The sequence below is a fragment of the Alkaliphilus crotonatoxidans genome (genome assembly GCF_054658015.1).
Map to the genome: position 1 here is coordinate 911,024 of NZ_BAAHXS010000004.1, position 17,218 is coordinate 928,241.

Consider the following 17,218-nt stretch of genomic DNA (forward strand, 5'->3'; position numbering starts at 1 on the left):
AATAATTAGAGACAGCAGGGTAATTATTTTCAATTACCCTGCTGAATTGTTATAGAGACTACCGGAAAAATGTTAGCTGTCAATTTTTTGAATAAGAATAGATGCATTGATATTGGCTTCTGTTCCGCCTGTAAAGGTTTGAAGTATTACAGGTGTTTCGCTGGTGTGGTTTCTGACCGTTAGTATATCGCCGGCGCTTGCAGTGATAATGACCCAACCAGGATTAGGCTGAGTTCCGGCTTCTACGCCATAGGTTGCACCAGCCACAGCAACACCGTTTAAGAATAGGGTGAATTGATTAGGTTCTATTCCGGCTGCATAGAACCATACGGAATAGTCACCTGCTGTACCTATAATAATTGAGGCAGTTCCTGGCGCATGGGTAATGCTGCCTCGGATCAAGCCATTATTACTAAAGGTGATGTCGGCTTCAACTGCAACGGTTTGTGCAGTTGTGTTATAAATATAAGCATATTCTGATAAACCTTGGGGTCCGGTAGCACCAGTAGCGCCGGCAGGGCCAGTAGGACCAGTAGCGCCAGTAGGGCCTGTAGGGCCAGTAGCGCCAGCAGGGCCAGCGGGGCCAGTAGCGCCGGTAGCGCCAGTAGCACCAGCAGGGCCGGCAGGACCAGTAGGACCAGTAGCGCCGGTAGCACCAGTAGCACCAGCAGGGCCAGCGGGGCCAGTAGCGCCGGTAGCACCGGTAGCACCAGCAGGGCCAGCGGGGCCAGTAGCGCCGGTAGCGCCAGTAGCACCAGCAGGGCCAGCGGGGCCAGTGGCTCCAGTAGCACCAGTAGCGCCAGTAGCACCAGCAGGGCCAGCGGGGCCAGTGGCTCCAGTAGCACCAGTGGCTCCAGTAGCACCAGTGGCACCAATAGGACCTTGAGGACCAACAGGACCTTGAGGACCAGCAGGACCCTGAGGACCAATAGGACCTTGCAGGCCAGTAGCACCAGTAGCACCAGTGGCTCCAGTAGCACCAGTGGGGCCAGTGGGACCAGCAGGTCCAGTACTACCTGTAGCACCAATAGGACCTTGAGGACCGATAGGACCTTGAAGACCAGCAGGACCTTGAGGACCAATAGGACCTTGAGGACCAGCAGGGCCTTGAGGACCAATAGGACCTTGAGGGCCAGCGGGGCCAGTAGCGCCGGTAGGGCCGGTAGCGCCGGTAGGGCCGGTAGCGCCAGTAGCACCAGCAGGGCCAGCGGGGCCAGTAGCGCCGGTAGGGCCGGTAGCACCAGCAGGGCCAGCGGGGCCAGTAGGGCCAGTAGGGCCGGTAGCACCAGCAGGGCCGGCGGGGCCAGTAGCGCCAGTAGCACCAGCAGGGCCAGCGGGGCCAGTAGCGCCGGTAGCACCAGTAGCACCAGCAGGGCCAGCGGGGCCAGTAGCGCCGGTAGCACCAGTAGCACCAGCAGGGCCAGCGGGGCCAGTAGGGCCGGTAGCACCAGCAGGGCCGGCGGGGCCAGTAGCGCCGGTAGGGCCAGCGGGACCAGTAGGGCCGGTAGCGCCGGCAGGGCCAGCGGGGCCAGTAGGACCGGTAGGGCCAGTCGGACCAGCAGGGCCAGCGGGGCCAGTAGGGCCAGTAGCACCGGTAGCACCAGCAGGGCCGGCAGGACCAGTAGGACCGGTTGGGCCAGCTATACCTTGAGGACCGGTGGGACCGGTAGGGCCAGTCGGACCAGTAGGGCCAGTGGGGCCTGTAGGACCGGTGGGACCCGTAGGACCAGTCGGACAAATTGGTCGATGACCACATCTAGACTTTGAAACATATCTATGGTCTGACTCAACATGGGGTCTAACACCAGTCCGATGAGAATAATAATTACGGGTATCATCCATAAAAGAATCGTACCTCCTTCAAAAAAAAAAAAATCTTAGTGTAAAAAAAGCAATTAAAGGGAGATAACCTAAACACTTGTTGTGAATCAATAGATTAATACATTGTATGCTGACTTTTTAACCTTTCTCTGGGATTATAAAAGCCAATATTTCTTTTTTCCCACTAGTAAACTATGCAGTATCGAATTAGACCGTTCCATATAATTTATTTAATTTTTCAATAACCAGTCAATTCTTTTTTTTAATAAAAAAAATACCCCAGTCATTCAATATGACCGGGGCAAGATATAATTGATTGTATGGCTATAGTAGCCCGTTACGGCTAAAACTTGTTATTCACTGGACTAGCTGCCGTTAATCATTTTTTGGTAAGCAGCCTTATTTTGTAAGTGCTCTTCGTAGGTTTTTCCAAATACATGACCGTTCTCGCCTAAAACATAATATAGAAAGTCATGGGATTCCGGATACAAGGCGGCATGAATTGAAGCCTTTCCGGGGGCAGCAATGGGGCCAGGGGGCAATCCTAAATTTGCATAGGTATTAAAAGGGTGATCATATTCCAAATGGGAATACAGAACACGATTAATATGTTCTTTACCTTCACCGATTGCGTAGATAACTGTGGCGTCAATCTGAAGCCGCATATTGGCCTTCATTCGATTGTAGATTACACCACTGATGGCTGCCTTTTCTTCATCATGATAGGCCTCCCTTTCTATTAAAGAGGCAATGGTTAAAACCTCATGCATGGTAAGCCCTAGCTCCTTGGCCCTTTGAAGATCATCCTCCGAAAACTGCTGTTCCATCGTGCTGGCTAATCGAGCAACAATGTCCTTTACACCTTGATTTTCATTGAAATAATAAGTATCAGGATACAGGTATCCTTCCATCTCAAAAAATAGCTGATCAGTTTCAAAGTCATAATTCTTTTCCTTGTAGTACTCTCTGGTTGCGGCGATAAATTCCTCAACAGGACCAAAGCCTAAAGTCTCTGCCCGTTCGGCTATTTGGTGCAAAGTCCACCCCTCAGGTATGGTAAGAACAATAGGCGCCTCATTCTGTCCCTTTATGAGCAAGTTAAAAACATCCTCAAGGGTGTTGTCGATTTCAAATACATAGGTGCCTGGCTTAATGCTTCGATCAACTTCATTATTTTTAGCTTGGTACTTAAACCATAGTTTACTCCGAATCATGCCCTTTTCATAAAGCATATCGGCCACATAGTTCATCGAGGCTCCCTGGGGAATGACAATTTCTGTAGGTGCATCAATTGTTATAACGGAAAGGTAGGAAGGTAGCAGAATGGCTGATACCATTCCCAGACCCATCAGTAGTATTAATATGTAAATTAGTTTCTTCACCTTTAGCATCCTCCGTTTATCGATCATTTTTATCTCCAGAATTAGACAAAATACAACAAGTCAAGACATGGATTACTATCATTTTACCATTTTAGATTGAAAATGAAAAGGCAGTGAAATATTAAGATTATTATATTCACACTCAGTCTTCATTCTGTCACAGAGGTGTCACAAAAAAGTATTATAATGAATTGATGGAAGATAATAAATAGCCCTACCTGAGTCTTTGGATATGACAGGAAATTATTTCCCTGCCATATCATGTCTATTGAATCAATGAGGAAATATCATTTTGAGTATGACTATCGAAATTTTAGATAATAGTAGGCTGTTGAATACTACTCAATGCCGGTTTCAGCTTTCTACTTTGCAGGATTGCCGGCATTTTATAGATACTGGTATTTATTCAACAACTTAAATAGGTTATAATATAAATACCAGGCACTGGGAAATTCAATACCAGCCCGGTATTTTTTACAAACTATTGCCGCTAATACCCTGTGGCATTTAAATGACGAGAGCTGTATGGAGATTGTAAGTCGGTATAATCTCAAATTGATTTAGTACAATATGAAAGGGGTGAAGGCCATGGTCGGGACCAATATACTCGTTGTTGAGGATGAAGAAAAGCTGAGAAAGCTAATTGCGGCCTATTTAAAGCGTGAAATGGTCAACGTATTTGAAGCCGCCGATGGTGCAATGGCCCTTAAGCTATGGCAGGAAAATGAAATCCATCTGGTAGTACTCGACATCATGCTTCCCCAATACGATGGATGGACAATATGTAAAAGGATTCGAGAAACCAGTACAGTACCGATTATAATGCTGACAGCCCGGAGTGAAGAAAGTGATAAGCTCTTTGGCTTCGAGCTGGGGGCCGATGACTATATGACTAAGCCCTTTAGTGTTAAGGAGCTTATGGCAAGAATAAAAGCTTTACTAAAACGCAGTCAGCAGCAAGTATCCCTTGAGTTAATCGAGATGGGCCCCCTTTGTATCGACAAAAAATCCCACCAGGCCTTTTTACATGAAGAAATATTGAGTTTAAGCCCCAAGGAGTATGATTTACTGATTTACTTTGCCCATCATCCCAATTTGGCCCTATCAAGGGAAAGCCTACTGGATGGTGTATGGGGATACGATTATTATGGAGACCTGAGAACGGTAGATACCCATGTTAAGCGGCTACGACACAAATTAAAGGATTTCGGAAAAAAAATCGTAACCGTAAGGGGTACAGGATACCGCCTTGAGGTGAAGGAATGAAAAAGAAAAGTATTTTTGTGAGGCTGTTTTCACTCTTTGTGGTGTTTACCGTTATGATTATGGGTGTTCTTTTAATACTTCAAACAAACTTTTATGGAGAATTTTATCAAAGAAAAAAGATTAATCAAATGGAAAACTATTCAGCTAAAATTAATAGAATGATAAAAGAAGAAGGATTCACCGAGGAACTTTTTACTGAAATGGAAGAAATGGCAGCCCTAATGAGCGGAAGAATCAGAGTCATGGATTATTGGGGAAGCACCCTCTATCAGGCCGGAAATTTAATTGGCTTTGATAGAATGATGGGGTACCCCCGAGAAGCCTGGGAGGCGGCAATGGAGGGCAAGGTTGTTAACTACAAGGTAACAGGCCACATGGGGCAAATGAGTGAGCTGGCCCTTTTGTATCCTGCCGACAACTATATTTTATCCCTGCAAACCCCCCTGGAACCAATCGAGGAATCAGTGTCCATTTCCCGGCAATTTTCCATCTATATTCTATTAGTAGCCTTGTTTCTGGCCCTGCTTTTGGCAGGAATTTTTTCCAGAACCATCAGTAAGCCATTGGTAAAGCTAAATGCTGTGGCCACTGAAATGGCCCGCTTAAATTTTGATGTACGATGGGAAGAAGCCCGTAGTGATGAAATAGGGCAACTGGGAGAAACCTTTAATTTTTTAACGGATCAATTGAAGGCGGCCTTTGAAAATTTGAAACAAGAGTTAATTCAAGAGAAGAATCTTGATAAGATGAGAAAGCAGTTTGTAGGCAGGGTGTCCCATGAAATGCAGACCCCCATTGCCTTAATCAGGGGATATACAGAGGCCTTACAGGATGGTATAGCCAATAACGATGAAGAAAAGGAAGCCTATTATCAGATTATTCAGGAGGAGACCAACAAGATCAGTACCATGGTAAAGGACTTATTGGATCTAAGTCAGCTGGAATCAGGTAATTTTAAAGTTAAGATCAGCCAGTTTGACCTGGGGGAACGAATCGATCAAATTCTTTCAAAGTTTCAATTAATGAAACGGGAAAAACAGCTTAGATTAGAGGTGGTGGCAATTGATCGGGAATTAATGGTGTTGGGCGACGAATATCGAATTGAACAGGTATTAAACAACCTGATTCATAATGCAGTAAAATACTGCTATCATAATGCATTGGTTCGGGTAGAGGTAAAGGATCAAGGTGAAAAAATATGGGTAGGGGTTTTTAACGAAGGAAGGCCCATCCCCCAAGAGGATATGAACTATATATGGGAGAGCTTCTACAAAGGAGAGGAAAGACCTGGAACAGGGTTAGGTCTAGCCATTGTCAAAAGTGTGCTGGAGCTGCATCAAAGCAATTTTGGTGTAAGAAATGAAAAGAACGGTGTCTTATTTTATTTTGATTTAGAAAAAGCAGGAAATTCAGAATCTATATAGAAGCAATAATTTGACATGGCTTAAGCAGGCCCAGACTAAGTAGTAGCAGGCAGGCCTGATTAAGGCAATTAGGAAAGGAATAGGGTAGGGTTATGAAGCCATTTACAAAAATTCTTCGACTAGTCCTAATTCTTGCACTAGCCCTGGGGGTTTATCTTCTTTTTACAAATGGCCTGGGTGGCCGTTCTGTAGATATAAAAAAGCTGCAAAACCTGGTGGAATCCTTTGGTATGTGGGGGGTAGCGGTATTTGTTATTCTATCCTCCATTAGACCCTTTCTGTTTATTCCCAGTCCGGTTCTATTTGTACTGGGAGGGGTGCTTTATGGAGGTTTGATAGGAAGTATTCTAAGCCTAGTGGGGCTTTTGACGGGTGCCTCCCTTTGCCGTTATTTTGCCGGGCGGTTTCAAAAATTTTTTGTCAGGATTATTGGAAAGCATCACAGGGATAAGCTGGAGGAATTGGGTGGAGAAAAGGTGGTAAAAAAACTGTTTATGATGAGGGTAACCCCAGGCTTTCCCTTTGACCCCATAAGCTACGGTGCAGGCCTGGCAGGAATTAACTACTCTCAATTTTTATTGGGAACGGCTTTGGGAAGTACCCCTAAGGTATTTTTATATACTTTTTTAGGTGACGGTATTGATGAAATATTTTCCATTAAAACCCTTGCAGTTTTTATTATTTTAATCCTTTTAGCCTGTCTGCCACTGTTGTTAGATAAAAGACCGGCCGAGTATTTAAACCATAATTAGATTGTATCAAGATACAGTTAAAAAAAACTTGGTATAGGACATTTAATTTGATATAGTTATAACGAAACAGAAAATAAAAAATATAGATCATTTTTAAATAGGTTTAACATCAAATCGATGTTATGAAAAAGGGAAGTTGGGTGAAAATCCCACGCGGTCCCGCCGCTGTAAAGAGGAGCTTCTTCTTAGTAACCACTGGGAAACCGGGAAGGAAGAAGAAGTAATGAATCTGAGCCAGAAGACCTGCCTATTTAACAATAACATCAATTCTACGGGTCATAGAAGGTGTTCTGGTATTAAATGATGAAAGCATACCCCTTGACCCAGTTCAAGGGGTTTATTAATGGATAAGAGGAAAAGGTGATTAAAAATGAACTTAGTGGTTTTTGGGGTTACCCACAAAAGCTCTACCATTGGCCTTAGAGAGAAGGTGGCTTTTACAAAGTCAAAGCTTGAAAGGGCCTATGAGGCCTTTAATCAGGATCCCTTTATTAAAGAGGCCATTATTATTTCAACCTGTAACCGAAGCGAAGTCTTCGCTTTGGTAGCGGATTCCTCACGGGCCTGTGAATATTTCAAAGGCTTTTATCAAGACTTTTTTAAGCTTACTGAAATAGAGCTGAAGGGCCAATATCATTTTTTAGACGGAAAATTAGTAGTTACATATTTGTATAATGTCTGCTGCGGCTTCGACTCCCTGGTGCTGGGGGAAGATCAAATCCTGGGGCAGGTGAAGGAAGCCTACTATTTTGGCATGGAGGAGGGAAGCAGCGGCAAGGTATTAAATAGACTTTTTCTTGAAGCCATTTCCACCGCCAAGGAGATTAAAGCCAAAACGGGAATATCAAACAATCCCCTGTCTATTAGCACCATTGCAGTGAAACAAATTGAGCGGCAGGTAGGGAGCTTAACCGATAAGCGGGTGTTGGTAATTGGCTTTGGCAAAATGAGTCGGATTGCCATAGAAAATTTAATAGATAAAAATATTAAGGAAATTTACCTATGCAACCGAACCAGGGAAACTGTTGAAAAACTTCAAAAAAGCTATCAACAAATTCAATATTGCCCCTTTGAGGAACGCTACCACCTGATTAACAAGGTAGATGTAATTATCAGTGCCACAGGGGCCCCCCATTACGTACTGAGGCAGGAGGCCTTTCAAAAAAGCTATAAAGGCAAAGGCTCATTATGTATAGTGGATATTGCCCTGCCCCGGGATGTTGAGCCTTCCATAGGCGAAATAAAAGGAGTCACGCTATTTCATATTGATCAATTAAATGAGATTGCAAAGGAGAGCATGGCCTTTCGAAAGCAATGCGTTGGGGAAGCAGCCCAATCGATTCAAGAGGCCGTGGAGGAATATTGTAATTGGTATCGATGTCTGCCCATCTATTCAAGAATCGAAGCTATAAAAAGCTATAGCGACCGGTTAACCCAGGAGGAATTGGAAAGGCTCTTTAAAAAGCTTCCCCATGTGGAGGACCGAGATAAAGGGCAAATAGAACAGGTCGTCAAGAGCCTAATTAAAAAAATCTGGAGAAGGCCGATTCTACAAATGAAAAATGCCGGTATCGGGGGACGGGGCGAAGAGGTTGCCGCCATTGTAGACGAGCTTTTTGATTTCCATAATACCAAAAATTGATGGGGGAATGAATATGTACTATCCAATCATGCTCCAGCTTGCCGGTCGACGCTGTACCGTTGTGGGGGGCGGAAGGGTGGCCGAACGAAAAATAAATTCCCTGCTCCAGCATGGAGGCCAGGTGACTGTCATTAGCCCCAAATTGACCCCGCATCTTCTGACCTTAGCACAAGGGGGTAAAATTCAATGGCAGAAAAGATTCTATGAAAAGGGGCTTTTAAGGGGCAGCGAGCTAATCATTACAGCCACCGATGATCCCTTGGTCAGTCAAGCCTGCTGTGAGGAAGCCCGGGCCCTGGGCATTATGATTAATGTGGTGGACATGCCGGAAAGGGGAGATTTTATTATACCCGCCATCCACCGGCAAAACAGCCTTACCTTTGCCGTTTCAACGGAGGGGAAAAGTCCCCTGCTGTCCCGGGCCATTGTTGCCGAATTAGCTCAGCGGTATGGCAAAGACCATGGTCATTTAGTGGATATATTGGGAAAGATCCGTGAAAGGGCCCAATTAGAAATAAAAGATTCCGTAAAACGAAAGGAACTATATGAAATTTTAGTACAGGCTGGTCTTACGGGAACAGCAGACCTCTGGGAAATCTACGAGGCATTTAAATATAAAGAGGGTGAAGAAAATGAGAACCATTAGAATTGGCTCCCGGGCCAGTCAACTGGCCTTGGCCCAGGCAGCAATTATTGTAGAGCAATTGAGGGAGCATTTTCCGCAGCACCAATATGAAGTCATTAAAATCAAGACCATGGGTGATAAAATACTGGACAAAACCCTTGATAAAATAGGTGGTAAGGGCCTGTTTGTCAAAGAAATACAAAATGCGCTCCTTGAAAATCGAATTGACCTGGCTGTCCACAGTATGAAGGATATGCCGGCCCAAACCCTTGAGCAGCTACATTTGGCAGCCATCCCAAGGCGTGAGGATCCCCGGGATGCCCTGGTGACCAAAAAGAAGGTTAGCCTGAGACAGCTGGGAGAAGGGGCGGTGATTGGCAGCAGCAGCCTAAGAAGGCAGGCACAGCTATTAAATATACGACCCGACCTTAAGATCATCCCCATTCGAGGCAATGTAGGGGGACGTCTTGAAAAATTAGAAAACCAGCCAATGGACGGGGTCATTTTGGCCGTTGCCGGGCTGAAACGGTTGGGCCTGGCCCATCGAATCGACGAGGCATTTACCCTGTCAGAATTTGTTCCTGCTGTGGGTCAGGGGGCCCTAGGCTGTGAAATACGCCGAAGCGATGAGGAGCTTTATCATATGCTTCAAAAAATTAATGATGAGGAAAGCTATCAGGCAGTAATGGCTGAACGGAGCTTTCTGGCCCTAATGGAGGGAGGCTGCCATATTCCCATTGGAGCCTATGGAGAAAAAATAGGCCACCTACTAAAGCTGACCGCCATGGTAGCCAGCCCCGACGGAGGTCAGGTATTAAAGGAATCAATGGCCGGTGACCTTAAGGATTACCATCAGCTTGGAAAAAGCCTGGGGGAAAAAATGATTCAACTGGGTGCCCGGAGGCTCTTGGCAGAAATAAAAGTTCCTAAGAACAGGGGGGATTATGTTGATTAAGCCCTATGTATATTTAATTGGAGCCGGACCTGGTGATGAAGGGCTGATAACCAAGAAGGGGCTAGACGCCATTAAAAGGGCCGATGTAATACTCTATGATCGATTAATCAATACGGCCCTGCTAAAGCATAAAAGCCAGGGAGCCCAAACCATTGATGTGGGGAAATCGCCACAAAATCACACCTATTCACAGGAGGAAATTAACGAGTTAATCGTAAGCCATGCCCGGGCAGGAAAGATTGTTGCTAGGCTTAAAGGCGGAGACCCCTATGTATTTGGCAGAGGTGGAGAAGAAGCCCTGGCCCTGAGAGAGGCAGATATTCCCTTTGAAGTGGTGCCGGGTATTACTTCAGCCATTGGGGCCTTGAATTATGGGGGCATTCCAGTGACCCATCGAAATGTAAGCACCTCCTTCCATGTCATTACAGGCCATGAAAACCCCCTTAAAGAGGCCCCTTCGGTGGATTATGAAGCCCTGGCAAGACTAAAGGGAACCCTGATATTTCTAATGGGGATGGGAAATTTAAAGGAAATTACTCAAAGGCTGCTAGATCATGGGAAGCCCGGCAGTACCCCTGTGGCCCTGGTTCACCGGGGAACCACCGCAAGGCAGCGGGTGGTTACCGGTACCCTTCAAACCATTGAAGCCCTTGCAGAAGCAGAAAAGCTCCAATCTCCTGCAATCATCGTGGTGGGAGAGGTGGTCAAGCTCAGGGACAAGCTAAGCTGGTATGAAAAAATGCCCCTCTACGGAAAACGAATGATGGTGACCAGAAGCCGTCAGCAGGCCAGCGTGTTAACAGAGCAATTAAAAGAGCTGGGGGCAGAGGTTATAGAGTTTCCCACCATTGAGCTAAACCTAAATCCTGATGTGGCCATGGTCGATCAACAAATAAGAGAAGCAGAAGATGCCGATCATTTAGTTTTTACCAGTACCAATGGAGTTAATTACTTTTTTCAGAGGCTACGGGCCATAGGGCTGGATATTAGGCGGCTGTCGGGCTGTCAGGTGTCGGCCATTGGCAGTGCCACAGCCGAAGCCCTTGAAGAAAAGGGGATTGTGGTGAATCAACTGCCGGAAACCTTTACAGCCGAGGGGATGCTAAAGGCCCTGGAGGGGATTATTACGCCCGGGGCCAGGGTATGCCTGCCCCAGGCAGAGATTGCCAGGAAAAGCCTGACGGAAGGGCTAAGGGCCCTGGGGGCCAGGGTGCAGCAGATTCCCTTATATGTGACCGACATACCCGAAGAAAATCGGCAGACCCTGATCAATACCCTAAGGGAGGGGCTTGACATCATAACCTTTACCAGTGGTTCAACCGTCAGAAATCTGATTAAAATACTGGGAGAAGAAAATAAAGAGCTGCTTCAATCCATTACCAAAGCAGCCATAGGGCCAGTTACAGCCAAGGCCCTGGAGGAATTTAACCTAAGGGCAGACATACAGGCCAGGGTACATACAACCCAAGGCTTGGTAGAAGAAATTTTGAAGAGGCAGGGGGTATAATCATATGGAGCTGTTGAAAAGGCAAAGAAGGCTTAGAAGAACCCAGGGTCTTAGGAACATGGTTCAGGAAACCCGGGTCAATCTATCCGATTTAATTTATCCATTATTTGTTGTCCATGGAAAGGGAATAAAAAAAGAAATTCCTGCCCTTCCGGGCCAATTTCACCTTTCAGTGGATGAATTGTTAATAGAGCTGAAAGACGTTATCCGGCTGGGAATTCAATCGGTTATTCTTTTTGGAATACCGGCTGAAAAGGATGAATGGGCCCAAGAGGCCTATCATACCGACGGAATAGTACAGCAGGCCATAAGGGCTGTAAAGGCTGAATATCCTGAATTGACGGTTATCACCGACGTATGTGTCTGCCAATATACCAGCCATGGTCATTGCGGGGTGGTCAAGGGAAATGAAATAGATAACGATGAAAGCCTTGAGCTGATTGCCAAAACTGCCCTGTCCCATGCCCAGGCAGGGGCCGATATGGTGGCCCCTTCAGACATGATGGATGGCAGAGTTTTAAAGATCCGATCAATTTTAGATCAAAATGGCTACAGCCATATCCCTATCATGAGCTATAGCGTTAAATATGCTTCCTCCTTTTACGGTCCCTTTCGCAGTGCGGCGGGCTCCAGCCCCCAGTTTGGCGATAGAAGGTCATATCAGATGAATCCTGCCAATGGGCGAGAGGCCCTGGTAGAAGCTGCTTTAGATATAGAGGAGGGGGCTGACATCTTAATGGTAAAGCCTGCCCTGGCCTATTTGGATGTAATCAAGTCCCTCAAGGATCAGTTTCACCTGCCCGTAGCGGCCTACCATGTCAGCGGAGAATATGCCATGATTAAGCTGGCGGCCAGGGAGGGTATTTTAGATGGGGAAGGCGCCATGGTAGAAGCCCTTACCAGCATTAAACGGGCAGGGGCCGATTTAATATTAACCTACTTTGCCAAGGAAATGGCAGAATGGATTAGGAGGAGTCTTCCATGAAAATAGAACGATCTGAAGGGCTGTTTAAAGAAGCAAAGCAATATATGCCCGGTGGGGTAAATAGCCCGGTGCGGGCCTTTTCATCGGTGGGTATGAATCCTCCCTTTATGAAAAGGGGACAGGGGGCTTACCTCTATGATGAAGACGGAAACCGATACATTGACTTTGTTGCCTCCTGGGGGCCATTAATTTTAGGGCATTGTTACCCAGAGGTGGTACAGGCCCTGCATCAAGTCCTTGACCAGGGAACCAGCTTTGGTGCCCCTACAGCCCTTGAAACCAAAATGGCCCAACTCATTACCGAGCTTGTGCCCTCTGTAGAGATGGTCAGAATGGTTAATTCAGGCACCGAAGCCACCATGTCGGCCATTCGGCTGGCAAGGGGCTATACCGGCAGGTCAAAGCTGGTCAAGTTCTCTGGAAACTACCATGGTCATTCCGACAGTTTATTAATCAAGGCCGGCTCGGGGGCCTTGACCCACGGAGTCCCCAGCAGCCCCGGCGTAACGGATCAAACTGCTGAGAATACCATCAACGCCCGCTATAATGACCTGGAGGGTCTAAAGGCTATTTTTCAACAATACGGTGAAGACATTGGGGCGGTTATAATCGAGCCTGTGGCAGGCAACATGGGGGTTGTACCCATGACCGAAGCATTTGCCAGGGGTCTAAGGGAGCTGACAGCGCAATTTGGCAGCCTATTGATATTTGATGAGGTCATGACGGGCTTTCGGGTTGCCCTTGGGGGAGCCCAATCTATTTATGGAATTACCCCCGATTTAACCTGCTTCGGAAAGATCATTGGGGGTGGCCTGCCAGTGGGGGCCTTTGGCGGTAAAAGGGAAATCATGGAGCAATTATCTCCCCTGGGGCCCGTTTATCAGGCCGGAACCCTTTCGGGAAATCCCTTGGCCATGACGGCTGGCTACACTACATTAAAAATATTAAAGGAAAACCCAGGAATTTATGAAGCCCTGGAGGCCAAAAGTGCCAGGCTAGAGGCCGGCCTTCGAAGCCAGGTGGAAGCCCTGGGAATCAAGGCCAGCTTTAATCGGGTGGGTTCCATGCTGTGTATGTTTTTTACAGACCAGCAGGTGGTTGACTTTGAAAGCGCTGTCACCTCCAATACGCAGCAATATGGGCTATACTTTAGAGAAATGCTGTCACGGGGCATTTACCTGGCTCCTTCCCAATTCGAAGCCCTATTTATCTCCCATGCCCATAGCGACGAGATGATCGACATCACCCTTGAAGCATCGGCCAAGGCCCTTGGCAAACTGGTTAAGGGATAAACCACAACCACAGGAGGATTACAGATGAATACAGGTGGCAGAATTGTAATAGCAGGAACCCAAAGCGGTGCAGGCAAAACCACCTTAACCCTTGGATTAATGGGGGCTCTGAAAAAAAGAGGATATACAATAAAGCCCTTTAAGGTGGGGCCGGACTACATTGACCCCCAGTTCCATTGCAAGGTAACGGGGATACCCTCAAGAAACCTGGACACCCACCTGCTTCAGGAAAGGGTGGTACAGGCCCTTTTCACAAGGCAGGTGCAGGCTGGTGACTTAGCCATTATTGAAGGGGTCATGGGGCTTTATGATGGAGTAGGCACCCAGGGCCATCAGGGCAGTACCGCCCATGTGGCAAAGACCCTGGGGGCTCCTGTGATCCTGGTGATTAATGGCAGCGGATTATCCAACAGTGCGGCGGCCATGGTAAAGGGATACCAGGATTTTGATCCCAATGTGAAGGTGAAGGGGGTCATTATCAACCATGTTTCGGGTGAAAAGCATTACTTGCTTCTAAAGAAAATAATAGAAGGTAGCACAGGGGCCAAATGCCTGGGCTATTTAAATAAAAATATGAAAATTGAGCTGAAAAGCAGACATCTAGGCTTGGTACCGACAGAAGAAGCCCTGGCCCTGGATGAAAAGCTGGCACAAATGACCTCAATGGTAGAAGAAACCGTTGATCTGGACGGGGTTCTTCAACTGGCCAGGGAGGCTGAGGCTTTAGAAAGCCTGGAAGCACCACGCCTCGACAAAACCTATACCGGGTTAAAAATTGCCTATGCCCTTGACAAAGCCTTTCACTTCTACTATGAAGATAATTTGGATTTGCTTCGGGAAGCAGGGGTTGAATTAATTCCCTTCAGCCCCTTGCTTGATTCTGCCCTGCCCACAGGGATTCATGGTATCTATTTGGGGGGTGGCTTTCCAGAGGTCTTTGCCTCCGAGCTTAGCCGTAATGGGGCCATAAGAAGGGCCATTAAGGAGAAGGCCCAGGGTGGAATACCCATATTTGGTGAATGTGGTGGGCTGATGTATCTGACAGAGGCCATCATTGATTTTCATGGTAACAGATATGAAATGGTGGGGGTATTTGATGGTGCAGCCCGGATGACCAGCAGGTTGCAGCATTTCGGATATAACGAAATTCAATGTAAGGAAGACAGACTATTTAACACCAATGGAATTGGCAGTATTCGAGGTCACGAATTCCACCGGGCTGTAGTAGAGGGTTGGACAGGAGACTACTGCTATCATGCTAAAAAAATCAGAGATCACGAGGTGGTGGACCAGTGGCAATGCGGCTACGAAAAATATAGCTGCCTGGCAGGCTTTAGTCATTTCCATTTTTATAGCAATCTCAAATTTCCCAAGGCCTACCTGGAAGCATGTCAAAGGTATTACAATAGAAGGGAGGATGAGGAAAATGTACCGAGCTGTGAGAAGAACCGAGTCTAAAACAAAGAAACTGGTTAAAATGGCCTTATTTATTGCTATTAGCGGCATTGGTGCATATATAAAAATTCAGGGCAGTATTGCCCTGGATTCCATGGGGGCCTTTTTGGCCGCCCTGCTGATCGATCCCCTGGCAGGGGGAATTGTTGCTTTAGTGGGACATTTACTCTCAGCCCTGACTTCAGGGTTCCCCCTGACCCTGCCCATGCATCTATTGGTTTCTGTTCTAATGTCCTTAGTAGTATGGGGCTTTGGTATATTGTATCGAAAAAACCATCCCCTCATGGCAGCCTTTGCAGGAATATTGTTCAATGGCCCTGGCTCCACCCTGCTGGCGGCCTGGGCAGCCTCACTGATGGGGCTTCCCCTGGGGGGAAAGGCTTTATTTTTAATGATGTGGCTGCCCTTAACATTGGCATCGGCAGTCAACATTTTTTTAACCCTTGTGGTCTATAAAGCCCTGGGCGGCACCAGGGGAGGGATACAATGGAAGTAGCAAGAACCAGAGATATAACCTTGATTGACAGAGGTGATTATTACCTGATAATTAGCTGTGATTCCTGCGGCGGTGTGGGGAATAAACCCCTGGATTTAGTGAAGGTCAGCCCTGAAACAACAGGCTATTACACAACCCGGGTGGCCATGATGGAGGTCATGTCGGTTGGGGCAGTCCCCTTTTCCGTTGTGAATACCCTGGCGGTTGAAATGGAGCCCACCGGTAAGGCAATCCTTACAGGAATTAGACAATTGCTTCAGGAGTCAGGCTTACCCCTGAATATCATTAATGGCAGCACCGAAGAAAATTTTATGATGCAGCAAACCGCCATGGGGGTAACGATTATTGGTGAAGTACCCAAGCAGCAGCTAAGGCTTAAACGGGCCCAAAAAGGTGATTACATTATGCTGCTGGGTCTCCCCAGGGTAGGCGGTGAAATTTTACTACCCCATGATCCCGTTATTGCCAGTCTGAAAAATTTCACCAGTCTGCTACAAAGTCACCAGATAGGGGATATTATTCCCGTAGGCTCCAAGGGGGTACTATATGAGGCCTGCCTTTTGGCTGACCTCAATCATTGTCAATTACAGGTTAATAACCCGGAAGCCATTGATTTAAATAAATCTGCCGGGCCTGCAACGGCCGTTGTGTTCTCTGTTTCCCCAGGGGCCCTGGAAGGGGTCAGGCAGACCCTGGATCAGCCCCTATATCAAATAGGAAGTTTAATATGAAGGGGTCGGCTGAAATTCGTGCCCGCTGTCCTGCCTCCTGTGGGGAGCTGATTCAAGGCTGGCTTTTGGAGGGAGAAAAGCTCATCTCCTATGGTATTGACTGCTATAGTCAGGTGATCTTAACCGAGGGCCCTGAAGAAGGGTGCGCCATACCATCAAAGGCCAGGCAGATGCTTCGGCAGGTAATGAAATACTATGGTTTTCCATCCAGGGAAGCAGAAGGCCTTCATCTGAAAATCCATTCAGAAATCCCCAAAGGGAAGGGTATGGCCAGCAGCACCGCCGATTTGGCGGCGACGGCCCTGGCCGCCGCCACCCTGCTGGGGAAGAAAATAACAGAGGCTGAAATCGCTGCCCTCTGTGTATCTATTGAGCCCACCGACAGTACGGTATTCTCTCAAATGACCCTCTTTGATCCCCTCAATGGGGGATTTCGTCAGGCCTATGGGCCCTATCCAAGGGGACGGGTGCTATTACTGGAAGGAAGGGAAGTCATAGATACCATAGAATTTAGAAAAACCGACCGAAGGGGCCTGCTCATGAAGGAAGCTTCTCATTTGAAGAAGGCCCTTTCCCTGGTGGAAGAGGGGGCACAAGAAAAGAAATTGGAAAAGCTGGCCCAGGCAGCCACCATTAGTGCCCTGGCCAATCAAAATATTCTTTATAAGCCTCAGCTTGAACAGCTGATTGAAATAAGCCTTAAGCTCGGGGCCCTGGGGGTGAATGTGGCCCACAGCGGGTCGGTAGTTGGAATTATACATCAGGAGGGGAGCTTTGATCAGGATAAGTTTATTGCTTCCCTGAAAAGGCTGAACTGCTGGTCTGGCTTTCAGAAATTTCGCTCCCATCAACTGGTGTCCGGGGGAGCAGTGTTAATTGAATAAA

General features: G+C 47.0%; 15 protein-coding genes and 1 riboswitch. Of the genes, 13 read left to right on the forward strand and 2 right to left on the reverse strand.

Going from position 1 to position 17,218, the window contains the following annotated elements; translation table 11 throughout:
- Positions 1-72 precede the first annotated feature (72 nt).
- Entirely contained in the window at positions 73-1,842 is a 1,770-nt protein-coding gene (locus tag ACYQ1I_RS06925) for an exosporium protein (RefSeq protein ID WP_459763697.1), read from the reverse strand.
- 344 nt (positions 1,843-2,186) lie between these two features.
- Entirely contained in the window at positions 2,187-3,203 is a 1,017-nt protein-coding gene (gene mltG / locus ACYQ1I_RS06930) for an endolytic transglycosylase MltG (protein ID WP_459763699.1), read from the reverse strand.
- 588 nt (positions 3,204-3,791) lie between these two features.
- Between mltG and ACYQ1I_RS06935 the strand changes: the two genes are divergently transcribed.
- From ACYQ1I_RS06935 to ACYQ1I_RS06995, 13 genes are all read left to right on the forward strand, one after another.
- Positions 3,792-4,469, forward strand: coding sequence for a response regulator (locus tag ACYQ1I_RS06935; RefSeq protein ID WP_459763701.1), 678 nt, complete (start codon positions 3,792-3,794; stop codon positions 4,467-4,469).
- A complete protein-coding gene (locus ACYQ1I_RS06940) occupies positions 4,466-5,893 on the forward strand; it encodes a sensor histidine kinase (RefSeq protein ID WP_459763703.1) in 1,428 nt (475 codons plus the stop codon). The genes ACYQ1I_RS06935 and ACYQ1I_RS06940 overlap by 4 nt, the downstream gene beginning before the upstream one ends.
- Positions 5,894-5,985: 92 nt before the next feature.
- The gene (locus ACYQ1I_RS06945; protein WP_459763705.1) at positions 5,986-6,645 is read left to right on the forward strand and encodes a TVP38/TMEM64 family protein; all 660 of its coding nucleotides are present in this window, start codon (positions 5,986-5,988) and stop codon (positions 6,643-6,645) included.
- Positions 6,646-6,727: 82 nt separating this feature from the next.
- A riboswitch (cobalamin riboswitch) is annotated at positions 6,728-6,910 on the forward strand.
- 105 nt (positions 6,911-7,015) lie between these two features.
- Positions 7,016-8,287 (forward strand): glutamyl-tRNA reductase, encoded by a 1,272-nt coding sequence (gene hemA, locus ACYQ1I_RS06950; protein ID WP_459763707.1) that lies wholly within the window; start codon positions 7,016-7,018, stop codon positions 8,285-8,287.
- 13 nt (positions 8,288-8,300) lie between these two features.
- The gene (locus ACYQ1I_RS06955) at positions 8,301-8,933 is read left to right on the forward strand and encodes a precorrin-2 dehydrogenase/sirohydrochlorin ferrochelatase family protein (RefSeq protein WP_459763709.1); all 633 of its coding nucleotides are present in this window, start codon (positions 8,301-8,303) and stop codon (positions 8,931-8,933) included.
- The gene (gene hemC / locus ACYQ1I_RS06960) at positions 8,920-9,867 is read left to right on the forward strand and encodes a hydroxymethylbilane synthase (protein ID WP_459763711.1); all 948 of its coding nucleotides are present in this window, start codon (positions 8,920-8,922) and stop codon (positions 9,865-9,867) included. The genes ACYQ1I_RS06955 and hemC overlap by 14 nt, the downstream gene beginning before the upstream one ends.
- Positions 9,860-11,374, forward strand: a complete 1,515-nt coding sequence (gene cobA / locus ACYQ1I_RS06965; protein ID WP_459763713.1) for a uroporphyrinogen-III C-methyltransferase — start codon at positions 9,860-9,862, stop codon at positions 11,372-11,374. Before hemC ends, cobA begins: the two co-directional genes overlap by 8 nt.
- A gap of 10 nt (positions 11,375-11,384) precedes the next feature.
- A complete protein-coding gene (hemB, locus tag ACYQ1I_RS06970) occupies positions 11,385-12,359 on the forward strand; it encodes a porphobilinogen synthase (RefSeq protein WP_459765312.1) in 975 nt (324 codons plus the stop codon).
- Positions 12,356-13,651 carry a glutamate-1-semialdehyde 2,1-aminomutase gene (gene hemL / locus ACYQ1I_RS06975; RefSeq protein WP_459763715.1) on the forward strand — a complete coding sequence of 432 codons (1,296 nt, stop codon included), beginning with the start codon at positions 12,356-12,358 and terminating at the stop codon, positions 13,649-13,651. The genes hemB and hemL overlap by 4 nt, the downstream gene beginning before the upstream one ends.
- 24 nt (positions 13,652-13,675) lie before the next feature.
- On the forward strand, positions 13,676-15,109 hold the full coding sequence (locus ACYQ1I_RS06980) for a cobyrinic acid a,c-diamide synthase CobB (RefSeq protein WP_459763717.1): 1,434 nt from the start codon (positions 13,676-13,678) through the stop codon (positions 15,107-15,109).
- Positions 15,078-15,602 carry an ECF transporter S component gene (locus ACYQ1I_RS06985; RefSeq protein WP_459763719.1) on the forward strand — a complete coding sequence of 175 codons (525 nt, stop codon included), beginning with the start codon at positions 15,078-15,080 and terminating at the stop codon, positions 15,600-15,602. The genes ACYQ1I_RS06980 and ACYQ1I_RS06985 overlap by 32 nt, the downstream gene beginning before the upstream one ends.
- Positions 15,593-16,333, forward strand: a complete 741-nt coding sequence (locus ACYQ1I_RS06990; protein WP_459763721.1) for an AIR synthase related protein — start codon at positions 15,593-15,595, stop codon at positions 16,331-16,333. The genes ACYQ1I_RS06985 and ACYQ1I_RS06990 overlap by 10 nt, the downstream gene beginning before the upstream one ends.
- Complete coding sequence (locus ACYQ1I_RS06995) at positions 16,330-17,217, forward strand: GHMP family kinase ATP-binding protein (protein WP_459763722.1); 888 nt, start codon at positions 16,330-16,332, stop codon at positions 17,215-17,217. The genes ACYQ1I_RS06990 and ACYQ1I_RS06995 overlap by 4 nt, the downstream gene beginning before the upstream one ends.
- The last annotated feature ends 1 nt before the right edge of the window (position 17,218 follow it).